Below are 12,885 nucleotides of genomic sequence, written 5' to 3'. Positions count from 1 at the left end.
TTTTAATATTTAGGGTATCTGTATCCCATTTTAACAGCTTTTCCATAAATTCTTCTTGTGGAGCTATCATTATATTTCCATTGCCACCATCATTATTCGCAGAAGACATGTAAAAAGTATTCTTTGTATTTATTGGTTTAGATATTTTTTCGGCTAAGTGTTTGTTCAGTATGCCATCATCCCACCAAAGACTAAGATCAATAGCGATAAAAGCGTTATAAAAGTCTGATTGTTCTAAAAAGGCGTGGACGGCTAATAATCCACCAAAGGAATGTCCTGCAAATATTCTAAATTTTGACGATGTATAATTTTTTTCAATAAATGGGGCTAATTCTTCTCTCATAAAATTTAAGAAATTATCACCACCACCAGTTGTTTTTAAGAAAGGTTGTGGATTACCATCCTCATCAATTTCAACATGAGTAGGGGTTAAATCACGATTGCGATCCGTATTTAAAATACCCACTAAAATCATGTTAGGCATTTTATCATTTTCAGCAAATTGTTTCACTAATCCGCTGGCATAAGTAAAACTTCTATCACCATCAAGCACATACATAACGGGATAGTTACCATTCGGGTTATGATTGGGTGGTAAATATATCCATATTTCACGTTCTTCGTTTAACGTTTCAGAATATATTTTATGTTTAGTGCCGATTGTAATTTGATCTTCTGTACTAAATGCTAAGTTAGTACTTAAAATAATAATGAAAAAAGATAATAAATAACGCATAATTTCCCCCTTTATGTTTGAGGGAATAGTATCACAGATTTACTTTTATTACTACTGCCCACCACGGATGCGGTCGTTGGCGCCGCCGTCAAAGGCCATAGGGATAACGGGGCATTCTGGGTTTGTGGTGTTTTCGCCTGTCATTTGTAAATCAAGGAAAGTTGAGGCGGCATAGGTCACAATGATTTCAATATCTTGATAAATATCGGTTTCCATATTGGAATGCTCAACTTCGAGCATATGACTTTGTCCTGGATTGAGTGCAGAGGCGGAAATTGTAAAGTTGCTTGCGCGGTACGTAAGTGATCCTTCATCAAAGGCATGACCGCTATGAACCGTTTCTTGGCCCATACAGTTGCCGAACATGGCATAGATCATATCGTCGATTATTTTGTCATCGTCTGCTTCACCCTTTATGAAGGGGGACCAAGTGACAAGCAGATCCTGGTCAGGGTCAATGGCCGCGGGGTCAGCAATTTTGCCACCTTGGCTTAGAGTTAAGCTAATCGGGCCGGGGTTTAGACTTTCATCGCCGTCGCGTGTAAAGGTTGCGGGCATGTTATCAATGCCCCCATCAGGGGTATCAAATGAAAAATAATAAGTGGCGTCAGGGAAAATGGTATCTAACTGTTCAATGGTTTCTGTTCTGCCGCCCGTCAGGTATCTTGCTTCACCCATATCAAAAGGGAGACCAGCATTGGCTTTGCCGGGTCCCGTTAAGACACCGTTCATGACGGTTCCGCCTGCGGCAATGGCGTCTTTTGTTTGGAAAATTTCTGCAAAAAAGACGGTGTTTAGCATTTTTTGCTCGCCAGACCATTCTTGGCGAGTGTTAACGGATTTACCAATGACCACATAATCGGCATGATCAGCGGGTTTTCCACTATCCACTTCTTGTTCATTGGAACAGGCCGAAAGGGCAATTAACGCAAGTAGTGGGAAACCGTATTTCATTGATATGATCCTATTTGAAAATTTTCAGGATGGTATCAAGGAATGAGTTTTATAGCAATTAAGAATATGATCCGAGGCGGGGTGATGAGCGTTATAATATGGGTATTATAACAATTCATCACCCGCGCATGCGGATTTAAAGGAAATGGGTTTCCATCGCAGTTATTCAGTAGATTTTTGAATGTAAGTAACAACCGGGATAAAAGTTGTATTGGAGAGTATTCAAAAACAATGAATGTTGCCATTCACTACTGTCGTTATCAACTACATGATCAAGACTAACTCATTATTTCTTACAGGTTATTTAAAGAAAAAATCACATTTAATTAAAATATCATGTTATTTTATTTAAAAATTTCAATGGCTTGTAAACGTTATGTTTTTTGAAACAAAATTTTCGAAATTCAAAATATTTTTTTATTCAATTCTATAGCCACTTGAACTTAGCAGTCAGAGGGCTTAAGCTCTTTCCATTAATTTCACATATAAGGGGAAGAAAATGTTGCGCCAATTCGCTACAGCTTTAGTACTATTCTGTTTTTCATTCACTGCTTATGCAGCGAGTATTTCTGATTTTACGAAAGACATGGAAAAACGAGAAGGTTTCTATACTGTTTATGCCGATCATGAAAATGGTAAAGTCTATCTTGAAGTTGACCGTGTCAAAGAAGACTTCATCTATAAAGTGAGCCTTCCAGGTGCGCTTGGATCAAACGATGTGGCACTCGACCGTGGGCAGTTAGGTGGCACTAAGCTCGTTTATTTTGATCGGGTTGGTAAGCGTGTCTTCCTTCATCAGAAAAACACCCGTTACACAGCAACAAGTGATAACCCGCGGGAACGCATGGCAGCGGTGAATGCCTTTGCGCCATCGATTGTATTTTCTTTTGATGTTGTTGCGAGCGATGATGATGGTTCACTCATTGATATCAGTGAAATGATGATTGATGATCAACACAGAAGTGCAGCAAAAATAAAACGCACAGGGCAGGGCGATTTTTCACTAGATAAAGATCGTAGTTTTGTCGATTTTGAATTTGTGAAATCATTTCCAAAAAACACTGAATTACAATCGGTTGTAACCTTTAAAGGAAATAACCCGGGTAATTTTGTTCGCTCAGTTGCGGCAAATCCCAATATCATCACATTAAAGCAGCGTATATCGTTTGTTGAATTACCGGATGATAACTATAAGCCGCGCCGTTTCCACCCTGCGATGAGCTTTAACAAGACATCAGTAGTTGATTATGGAACGGAAATTACAGAACCAATTGAACAGCATTATATCAGCCGCCATCGTTTGGTGAAAAAAGATCCAAATGCCGCAGTGAGCGAAGCCGTTGAGCCGATTGTATATTACATTGATAGTGGTGCACCGGAATTGATCCGAAATGCCCTTCGGGATGGTGTTCAGTGGTGGAATGAGGCATTTGAAGCGGCTGGCTTTAAAAATGCCTTTCGTGCTGAAATTATGCCGGAAGGGATGGACCCGGATGATGTGCGATATAATGTTGTGAACTGGGTTCATCGTTCAACACGTGGTTGGTCATATGGCGCAAGCGTTCGTGATCCTCGCACAGGTGAAATCATTAAAGGGCATGTTACGCTTGGTTCACTACGCTCTCGTCAGGACTTCATGATCGCTAATGCGGTCACTGGCCCATATAAGGACGGCGGCAGCCTTGATAAAAGTTTGGAACTTGTTGTTGCGCGTACCCGCCAATTAGGAGCACATGAAGTTGGCCATACATTAGGGTTTGCACATAATTATATCGCCAGCCTGTTTGGTGATGATGATGTGATGGATTATCCGCATCCGCAAATTAAAATGGACGGTGATGGTAATGTTGATATCGTAAATCCATACCGTGAAAAGATCGGTGAATGGAATAAAATCGCCGTTAATTGGGGATACCGCCAATATGAAGATGAAGACGCAGAAGCGGCAGGACTTAAGAATATCATGGAAGAAGCATATGCCAGCGGTCATAAATTTGTAGCCGATGGCCCCGATAGTCGCGGCGCTGCAAGTCTGCATGCGGATAGCCATCTTTGGGATTTTGGTGATGATGTGCTTCAAAATACCAAGGATATGTATGAGGTTCGCCGTGTTGCGCTTTCAAAATTCGGGATTGATAATATTCCGGATGGAACACCGCTTTCACAGCTCGAAGAAACGTTGGTGCCGCTTTATTACCTGCCGCGTTTTCAGATAAATGCCACGTCAAAATCAATCGGCGGTATGATTTATGGTTATGAGTTGAAAGGTGAAAGCCTTGTACCGCGTCATAGCATCGTCAGCCGGGAACGTCAGGATGCAGCAACAGATATAGTGCTTCAAGCCTTGAGCGCCGATTATTTAACGCTACCAAAGCATATATTAGACCTTATCCCACCAAAAGCATTTGGGTATCGTTTGACCAATGAGAGCTTCCCACGTGATACGGGTGCAAGCTTTGATGCGCTGGGTATGGTAGAGGCGCATGCAAATCATACACTGGGGTTGTTGTTTAATAAAGAACGTCTTGCGCGGATCAATGATCATAACGTGCGTGATAACCAATATATCAGCCTAGATCGTTATATCGTTAAGGTGGCAAGTAAAACAGTTCTTGCGCCGCTTAATGACGATCCCTTGAAAGCGGCGGTTCATCGCCGCGTAGGTCATGTGTTTGTTCATTATATGATGATGACGGCGGGTAATTCGGACGCATCACCAGCCGCACAAGCAATGACCGCATCACATTTAAACGGTCTTAAAGTGATATTAGAAGACCGGATTGCCACTGATGAACTGACCCGCGAAGATAAGGCATTTTCTCAACAACAAGCCCGCCGCATAGGCGAGGTTTTGGTAGGCGATTATATGCCGAAACAATCGGACCTTGCACCAATTCCACCAGGTGAGCCGATTTAATATCAAATCAACAAAGGGATAGTCATGTGGCTGTCCCTTTTTTAATTAAGGAGATGAATAATGAGTAATGATCAATTATTAGTATTCTTGGGTTGGTGTACATTAATAAATTGGGGACTTTTGGTGTTTTGGGGGGGTGATGCTTTTACTCGCTAAAGATTTTACCTACCGTATGCATAAATTATTTTTCGATTTAACAATCGAAGAGTTTAACTTCGTTCATTATAAGATGATGGGCAATTTAAGCTGTTTGTTTTTATGTTTAACTTTACTCCATATATCTTTTTAAGGTTTTTTATATGAGAAGTTTTATAATTCTATTGGCCATCAATTGCTTTGCTATAACGGCAAATGCAGAAGGGGCAAAGCTTTGTCATATCGCAAATGCGGGGTTTTATGCCACAGACGGTAAAAATGGCGTTTTACTGGATGCATTATATCGTGATGGACTTGATGGATTTGAACAAGCCAGTGATCTCACCAATGAAAAAATGGAAAATGCAGAGGATTTATTTGCAAATGTAAAAGTTATTTTTGCCAGTCATTATCATGGGGATCACATGACGGGCAAAGCAATGGTAAGACATATGCAAAATAATGATGATTCTATTGCCATTATAACGGAGCAATCAAAACAGTTAATGATTGCCGGTGGAACTGTTAAAAATGCTGAGACACGAATTAAAAGCTTTAACATTCCAATTGGCGAAAGTTTAGAAATAGAAAACATGCCTTTTCCCATAAAACTATATGGTATTAGTCATGGGGAAGGACGTCCTGATAATCTTGGAATAGCTGTTACGGTAGCAGGAAAAACCATCATGCATGTTGGGGATATGTATGGTGAGCAAAAAATAAACGAAAAAATTAAAGTTGATTATTTAATTTTGCCTTTTTGGTACATGAGCACATCTGAGCGGGTTCAATATATAAATTCGATTTTTAATGCGACACACATTATTCCTATGCATTTTGCGCTTGATCATTCTGAATGGATGCAAAGTATGGGCGGTCTTGAATTTGTTAAAAAAAGAACATACGCTGCGATGAGTAATCTAATGAAACTTGACCAAGAAATGCAGTGTATACCGCTAAATTAAAATTTATAGCGTAACTGAGTGCCTAAACCATAATCTGTGGTCACATTATTAAGACCAACAACACCGTAAAAATTAATACCCCAATGATCATCTAGCTGCACATCAACGTAAGAAAATATTTCTTTCGGGCTGTTAAATCCTGGTGTTGCGCTTTCGCGGTAGTCATATGAAACACCGATACTCGTATCAAAAGTAAGATAATAGGCCAATCCGATTGACGCAAAGAAGCTATTTTGTAGATCAAACCTTGGTGTTTCACCAACAAAGCGGTACCCAAGAGTACCAAATGGCATAAAGTTTCCAAATAAATATGCAGCATCAAGTCGAGCAGTATAATCGACTTGTCCAGTTCCAAGTCCTTTATTTTCATCCGCTGTTGGAATTTTAATTTGTCCAGTTAAATCTATAAAGAAATCGTCCATATAAGGATTTTCAAGGGCATAAGTGGCACTTAAATAAACATCTCCAAAACCACTTTTTCGTCTGCTTCTTCTGGCTTCTTCGTGGGTAAGGTCAATATCCGTAAGGAGAGGTGCACCATTATCATCTGTGATAACGTTTCGGGGGCCAGCAAAACTGATATAGCCGCTGCTTGCTCTAAATGTCCAGTCGCCGGTTTCATATTTAACGGCGTAAGGTACATAACTAATGTTAGTACTGGTAGGTAAATTAAATCTTCCGCTTGAATAATCAAAACCTGTGATCAATGTAAATGTATCATTTTCTAATAAAGGGACAGAAACATAATCGTCTTCAATGGTTTGAGGATTAAATTCTTCATTCGCCTCATTTTCTTCCCCGTTAGTCGTTTGCGCAAATGAGGGAGATGAATATGTAATCGTCATCATAAATGTTATAAACAAAAAGTTTTTTTTTTGTCTTAGAATTTTCATTTTACCCTTATTGTCCTCAGATTAAGATTTTTTTATAACTTTAAAAATAATAATAATAATTTTTATCTTTTAATGACAATTTTATCAAGCAAGTATTTCAAATACATCTATTATAATGCTTTGCAATTTAGTCAAAAAAAAGGCGACCTTTTCTTAAGGTCGCCCAAGTCTGGGGGGAGAGGAAATCTATATTGTCAAGATTATGCCTCATTAGTTTAAAAAGCGTTAATTTTTGTTGCTTAATTATGGATTAGTTATAATTTATTTAATTCATTAACTAATTTTACGGCTAATTTATCAATAGATAAGATTTTTAAGAAAGAAAAAGAGAAAATTTGACTAGTTTATAAAACTACTTCTTGACGAAAACGCTAATATGATTAATTTCGAGCGGGTGCAAATTCTTACTTGATTTTTAATAATGAATATTAGTCCGTGTCTTATGATTTTTTAAAACATAGTTGTTCTTTTATAATAGGGGGAATTCTATTATCTAATGCTGCAATTTCTCAAGAAGCGGATGATATGGTAAGTAATGATCTATTATTGCTCCAGCAGCAGATTGATGATTTGAAAACGTCTAATGATGACCAATCATTAAATAATTCCGAAGCACAAAATAATGCCGAAGTTGAAGAGGAAAAAGAAAAGCCTATTTATACTTGGAACGCGGGGCCAAGGTTTGAGAGCCGTGATGGTCGTTTTTCATTTAGATTATCCGGCCGGTTAACTTACGATTATGGTAATATAACCTATAAAGATGGTCTTGGAATTGAAAGACCAGAAGAAAAAGTAGACGCGATTGCAAATCGACACCAAGAGTTAGGCATTCGCGGCAATATTTTTCTCGATATAAGCTATAGATTGGTGACGCGGTTTAGAGATAATGAAGCAACCGTTAGATTAGCATTTTTAGAATATGATTCAGGAAAAACCAGAATTAGTGCGGGTCAGATTAGAACATTTACGACCCTTGACCGTATGACGCCGCCGCAAAACCATAATTTTACGGAACGTTTTGCTTTTGTAAATGCCATTAGAGCAAACCAAAGAGTAGGGGTGGCCGCAGCCCGTTATGGCAAAGATTGGTCCGTGACCGGTGGTTATTATTATGAAGACATATATGAAACCGATTTGTCACTTGATGAAAATCATATGATCACAGGAAGGCTTAATTATAGCCCTCATCTTGATAATGGATTGGCGCTTCATTTTGGGACATCATTTTTTACACGCAATGAAAATGGTAAACCTTATGATTTTAATTATCGGACGCGTCCGATTAGTCGCCAAGGTGACCTTAGGCCATTAACATCAGAAGAATTCAATATTACCAGAGAAAACTTTATTGGTGGTGAATTTGCAGCTATTTATGGTGATTTCGGTATTCAAACTGAATATGCACAAATAAGCAATATTCTAAGCAACCAGGAAACGTTGACATCAAGAAACCCGAAATACGAAGGTGCATATATCGAATTGGGATATTTTCTAACGGGTGAATCTAGGACCGTTGACGGAAGTGACGGGCGTTATAATAATGTTGATGTTGATAGCCCGGTTGGCAGCGGGGGTATCGGAGAAATTCGTGTTGCAGCGCGATATGATGTGGCCGATTTTACCCATGAGACGTTTGGTAGGAAACAAAAATCTATGATTTTTTCTTCGGTGTGGTTTTTAAATGATCATTTAAGATTAATTGGCACTTATGGTCATTCGATCATCAAGAATGCGCAAGATATTAAGACGGATGTTGTTGACACATTCAGCGCGCGATTAATGTTTTTCTTCTAATTAATTCGGTAATTGTTACTTTTACCAAATAATATGTGGTTAAATAATCCTTAAACAAAATATTTTTCTGGAAATAGTGGTTTTTGTATGTTATCTGCTGTTCACTTTTAATGAGCGGAATTAAAAAAGTGCCAGAATTAGAATTGAAAAAAGAGATAGAACTACAAAACAACGAAGACTTAAAAGACGTTGAAACTCTACTTGATCTTGCTTTTGGTGAAGATCGTTTTTCGAAAGCGGCTTATGCTCTTCGTGATGGTATTGAACCACTTTCCGATTTATCTTTTATCATTCGCGATAAGGGTGAGATTATTGCGACCTTAAGGTTTTGGCCAATAAAAATAAAAGAGAATCCGGCTTTATTACTAGGCCCCATTGCCATTAAACCCGAACTTCAGGGGTTAGGGTATGGCATCGCTTTAATGAAGCATGGACTTAAGCAGGCAAAAACTCTGGGCCATAATCGTGTTATACTTGTTGGTGATGAAGCCTATTATAAGCGTGTTGGGTTTTCCCGGGAATTAGCCGTGAATATATCAATGGCGGGACAGGATGAAGAGCACCGAATTCTTGCAAAAGAATTGGTTGAAGGGGCTTTTGATAAAGTCAAAGGATTGATTCAAAAGGATTATACTTCAAAAAACTGTCTTTAAAGTGTAATATGGGTTTCATATATAACTTTTAGAAAACCCATATGACAAAATGCACTGACCATAAAACAAATAATTCGGGATTTAGACCAGAGCTTTTTGCCCTTAAAGCTGAGAAGGCAACTGGCGGTAATCAACTTCCACCTATGCATTTATGGAACCCGGATTTTTGTGGTGATATCGATATGCGTATTCGCCGCGATGGTAGTTGGGATTATATGGGCACGCCTATTACCCGAGAACGAATGGTAAAATTATTTTCAACTATCCTTAGGCGTGATGATGATCAGTATTTTTTAGTAACGCCCGTTGAAAAAGTGGGCATCAAAGTTGATGATGCGCCTTTTGTTGCTATTGAAATGGTGCTTGAAGATGACCATATTTATTTCAGAACAAATTTAGACGATTATGTAAAGGTTGATGAAGAACATCCAATTTACGTAACGGTAAATGAAAAAACTGGTGAGCCATCACCTTATGTCAGGGTAAGGGATCGATTGGATGCCTTATTAAGTCGCAGTGTTTATTATCAATTGGCTGAGAAAGCCATTGAAAGAGATGGTCAATACGGAATAACCAGTGGAAATGAATTTTTCCCAATTGGTAAAGTGGAATAATATTAATGAGACGCACAATTACGAGACTTTTAGAAAAGCATGACCCGATTATGCGCCGTGCATTGACCCCCGCTGAAGCGCGGGCATGGATTAGACCAGATACAGGTGATACCTCGCTTTATCGTCCTAAACTTAATCCTAGGGACCGATATATTTCACATGAATTACCGCTTAAAGTTTCGGCCGTTCTTATCCCGATCGTTGAGCGAGGAGAAGACCTTTCGATATTGTTAACGAAAAGATCATCGAATTTAAGCAGCCATAGCGGACAGGTTAGCTTTCCAGGGGGACGAAGTGAGGAAATGGACGACCATGCCATGGCAACGGCACTTCGAGAAGCGCATGAAGAAATAAACTTGCCGCCAGAAAATGTGGAAGTTGTTGGTGCACTAGAAGATTATGAAACAGTCACTGGTTATAATGTGTCGCCCGTTGTCGGTTTCGTGGATCCTGATTTTGAAATTATCCCGCAGCAAAGCGAAGTGGAAGATGTCTTTGAAGTGCCGCTCGATTTCATTTTAGATGAAAGTAACCATAAAATAGAAAGTGTTATGTGGAAGGGTGCAAAACGGAAATATTATGTTTTCCCTCATGATCAATATAAAATTTGGGGTGCGACAGCGGCAATGCTGGTGCGCTTTGCAAACCTGGTGAATAAATATGAACAACGCGCCGCTTAATATTGGTACGGAAAAATGGCTTAAAGAGCCAGCCCTACGTGAAGTAATGAATGCATTAGTTGCCGATGGGGGCAATGCGAAAATTGTTGGTGGTGCAGTTCGTGACGCACTTCACAATATTTTCTGGAAAAAGAAAAGAAAAATAGGTGATATTGATATTGCCTCGGAACTTACCCCACAACAAAATATCGAAAGATTAGAAACCGCCGGGATTAAAGTTATTCCAACGGGGATTGATTATGGAACAGTTACGGCCGTAATTGATAAGAAACATTTTGAAATTACAACGCTTCGCCGTGATGTCGCTACAGATGGCCGCCATGCGGATGTAGAATTTACGGATGATTGGGCGGAAGATGCGAAGCGACGTGATTTTACCATTAATGCTTTTTATTTAGACTTAGATGGTACCGTTTATGACCCGCTTGGTGGGTTTGAAGATTTAAAGAAAGCGAAAATACGTTTTATTGGCAATGCGAAAGAACGGATTAAAGAAGATGCACTTCGGATTTTAAGACTTTTCAGATTTTCTTCAGAATTTGAAGTGGGTGGCGTTGATGAAGAGGGGTTATTGGCGAGTGTTGAGCTTAAATCAATGATCCGTGATCTATCGGGCGAACGTATTTGGCAGGAATTTCAAAAGATCATTCTGTCCAAGCGGGCAATTCAGGCGTTACCTATTCTTTCAGCCGTAGGGCTACTTGATGAAATATTGCCGCACCATGAAAATTACGGTAAATTTTTGAAATATGTTAAAAGAGAAAAGAAACTCGGTTTGAGAAATCCGTTGGGTCGGCTAAGTATGCTCTTGCCGCGCGATGAAAACAAAATAAAAGAGATGTCATCACACCTTAGATTATCAAATAATCAGCGTGATCAGCTATTCCGTTTTGCCGACGATTATCATAAGCATGATTTAAGATCAAAAACCCTGCGCCGGGTCATTTATCAATACGGCAAAGATGTGGTTATTCATAACCTTATTCGCTTTGGGAGTTTGGATGAAAAAACTTTTCTTTATATCAATGATTATAATGTTCCAGTACTACCTTATACGGGGAAAGACTTAATGGCGGAAGGTTGGAAAGCAGGCCCAGAAATGGGTGCTGAGCTTAAACGCCGTGAGCAAGTTTGGATTGATGCGGATTTTACCGTTACTCACCATTGATTATTTACTTATGAATTCCAGCATTGCTTTTATGCTTTCATGATGGTCCATAATAGTTGTGTGGATGACTTTGACTTGTTTGAATTGGTGATAACCGTTAAGCCGTGTTTCTTCAACCGTGACAACACCGTCATTATCGCCCGTAAGCAATGGATTAAAACCAATGTCATTGCCGATACCGCCAGCAATGATCAATGTTGGAATGGTTGGCTCTGGTAATGTTGCGAGTTTTTGGTCAGGACGGACATCTTGACCACTTTGGCCAGTGATGAATTTATAACTTTTCATACGGCTTAAAAATTCAGCGATTTGGGCGCCCTGGTTCGGTGTGCCCATCATGACAATTCGGTCTGCGACGACATCATTCCAATGGGTGTTACGGCTTAAAATTTCACGCGCAACCAATCCACCGAGACTATGGGTGACAAAAGAAACTCTTTTTATCCCTTTTAAGTTTTCAAGCAAATGTGTGAAATGAGTTGCTTGATCGTCCACCCCTTCAAGGAGAGTGGCATAATTCAAAGAATGCGCTGAAAACCCAGATTTCCTTAAAGCCAGCTTCGGTTTATCCATTATGCCCGCATGGCGGCCAAGACCATGAATAAGCAAAACCAAATGGTCATGTTCGAACGTTGGGTTTAAATCAGAAAGTTCAGTAAGACATTCATCATACGATCCAAGTTTTAACCTTTTTCGATTGCCGTCTAGTAATCGATAATTGCCCGATTGGATATTTTTTTGGATATGATAATTTCCTTGAAGAATGACGTCCGTCCAGACATAACGGCCGCCTAAGTTTTGAATTTCACGGGTGATATGTTCTTCAAAATCGGACCAGCTCATGGCTTTTCCTTAGCGCCATTTTGCTTCTGGGGGAAGGGACATTAATATGGCATCCACATTTCCACCTGTTTTAAGGCCGAATGCGGTACCACGGTCGTAGACAAGGTTAAATTCAGCGTATAACCCTCTATAATATAATAATTCTTCGCGTTCTTCGAATGTCCAGTCATTATTCATATGGCGGCGAACCAGTTTAAGGTATATATCAAGAAAAGTGCGGCCAACGTCCTGCGTAAAGGCAAAGTCAGCATCCCAACTGCCTGTGTTTAATTGGTCATAGAATATGCCGCCTTCGCCGCGGGCACGATTGCGGTGCGGGACATAGAAATATTCGTCACACCACTTTTTATATTTGTCATAATAGTCATCATTATGTTGATCGCACGCTTTTTTAAGAGCGGCGTGGAAATCTTTAGTGTCAAAATGATTAGGAATGGGTGCATTTAAATCGGCGCCACCACCAAACCATCCTTTGGTTGTAACAATATGGCGCGTATTCATATGAACGGCGGGTACTTTCGGGCTTTGCATAT

At 39.6% G+C, this 12,885-nt stretch carries 13 protein-coding genes; 8 read left to right on the top strand and 5 right to left on the bottom strand.

Annotation, left to right across the window (positions count from 1 at the left end):
• Both ACTF6W_RS11460 and ACTF6W_RS11455 read right to left on the bottom strand, forming a co-directional pair.
• Positions 1-736 (bottom strand): alpha/beta hydrolase (locus ACTF6W_RS11460; protein ID WP_438994681.1); only part of this gene is annotated, 736 nt, incomplete at its 3' end.
• A gap of 51 nt (positions 737-787) precedes the next feature.
• A complete protein-coding gene (locus ACTF6W_RS11455; protein WP_438994680.1) occupies positions 788-1,690 on the bottom strand; it encodes a hypothetical protein in 903 nt (300 codons plus the stop codon).
• A 499-nt stretch (positions 1,691-2,189) separates the two neighbouring features.
• Here ACTF6W_RS11455 and ACTF6W_RS11450 point away from each other — a divergent pair, with 499 nt between their 5' ends.
• From ACTF6W_RS11450 to ACTF6W_RS11440, 3 genes are all read left to right on the top strand, one after another.
• Positions 2,190-4,607 carry a zinc-dependent metalloprotease gene (locus ACTF6W_RS11450; RefSeq protein ID WP_438994679.1) on the top strand — a complete coding sequence of 806 codons (2,418 nt, stop codon included), beginning with the start codon at positions 2,190-2,192 and terminating at the stop codon, positions 4,605-4,607.
• A gap of 139 nt (positions 4,608-4,746) precedes the next feature.
• The gene (locus ACTF6W_RS11445) at positions 4,747-4,896 is read left to right on the top strand and encodes a DUF6868 family protein (protein WP_438994678.1); all 150 of its coding nucleotides are present in this window, start codon (positions 4,747-4,749) and stop codon (positions 4,894-4,896) included.
• 10 nt (positions 4,897-4,906) lie between these two features.
• Positions 4,907-5,707: an MBL fold metallo-hydrolase gene (locus tag ACTF6W_RS11440; protein WP_438994677.1), complete on the top strand. Its 801-nt coding sequence runs from the start codon at positions 4,907-4,909 to the stop codon at positions 5,705-5,707.
• Here the strand turns inward: ACTF6W_RS11440 and ACTF6W_RS11435 are convergent.
• A complete protein-coding gene (locus tag ACTF6W_RS11435) occupies positions 5,704-6,600 on the bottom strand; it encodes a hypothetical protein (protein WP_438994676.1) in 897 nt (298 codons plus the stop codon). The genes ACTF6W_RS11440 and ACTF6W_RS11435 overlap by 4 nt on opposite strands.
• A gap of 525 nt (positions 6,601-7,125) precedes the next feature.
• Here ACTF6W_RS11435 and ACTF6W_RS11430 point away from each other — a divergent pair.
• The 5 genes from ACTF6W_RS11430 to ACTF6W_RS11410 all read left to right on the top strand — a co-directional run bounded on the left by ACTF6W_RS11430 (position 7,126) and on the right by ACTF6W_RS11410 (position 11,509).
• The gene (locus ACTF6W_RS11430) at positions 7,126-8,394 is read left to right on the top strand and encodes an OprO/OprP family phosphate-selective porin (protein ID WP_438994675.1); all 1,269 of its coding nucleotides are present in this window, start codon (positions 7,126-7,128) and stop codon (positions 8,392-8,394) included.
• Between the two features lie 128 nt (positions 8,395-8,522).
• Positions 8,523-9,047, top strand: a complete 525-nt coding sequence (locus ACTF6W_RS11425; protein ID WP_438994674.1) for a GNAT family N-acetyltransferase — start codon at positions 8,523-8,525, stop codon at positions 9,045-9,047.
• A gap of 41 nt (positions 9,048-9,088) precedes the next feature.
• Complete coding sequence (locus ACTF6W_RS11420) at positions 9,089-9,661, top strand: DUF1285 domain-containing protein (protein WP_438994673.1); 573 nt, start codon at positions 9,089-9,091, stop codon at positions 9,659-9,661.
• A 5-nt stretch (positions 9,662-9,666) separates the two neighbouring features.
• Positions 9,667-10,341 carry a CoA pyrophosphatase gene (locus ACTF6W_RS11415; protein ID WP_438994672.1) on the top strand — a complete coding sequence of 225 codons (675 nt, stop codon included), beginning with the start codon at positions 9,667-9,669 and terminating at the stop codon, positions 10,339-10,341.
• The gene (locus ACTF6W_RS11410) at positions 10,322-11,509 is read left to right on the top strand and encodes a CCA tRNA nucleotidyltransferase (protein WP_438994671.1); all 1,188 of its coding nucleotides are present in this window, start codon (positions 10,322-10,324) and stop codon (positions 11,507-11,509) included. The genes ACTF6W_RS11415 and ACTF6W_RS11410 overlap by 20 nt, the downstream gene beginning before the upstream one ends.
• On the opposite strand, the gene ACTF6W_RS11405 is transcribed toward ACTF6W_RS11410, so the two are convergent.
• Together ACTF6W_RS11405 and ACTF6W_RS11400 are read right to left on the bottom strand one after the other, a co-directional pair.
• A complete protein-coding gene (locus ACTF6W_RS11405; protein WP_438994670.1) occupies positions 11,510-12,352 on the bottom strand; it encodes an esterase/lipase family protein in 843 nt (280 codons plus the stop codon).
• Between the two features lie 9 nt (positions 12,353-12,361).
• The coding region (locus ACTF6W_RS11400) for a coproporphyrinogen III oxidase (RefSeq protein WP_438994669.1) at positions 12,362-12,885 on the bottom strand (524 nt) is incomplete at its 5' end.

Origin of the sequence: Pseudemcibacter sp., from assembly GCF_965661635.1 — a bacterium.
Lineage (GTDB): Bacteria > Pseudomonadota > Alphaproteobacteria > Sphingomonadales > Emcibacteraceae > Pseudemcibacter.
This window is presented reverse-complemented; position numbering and strand designations above follow the sequence as displayed.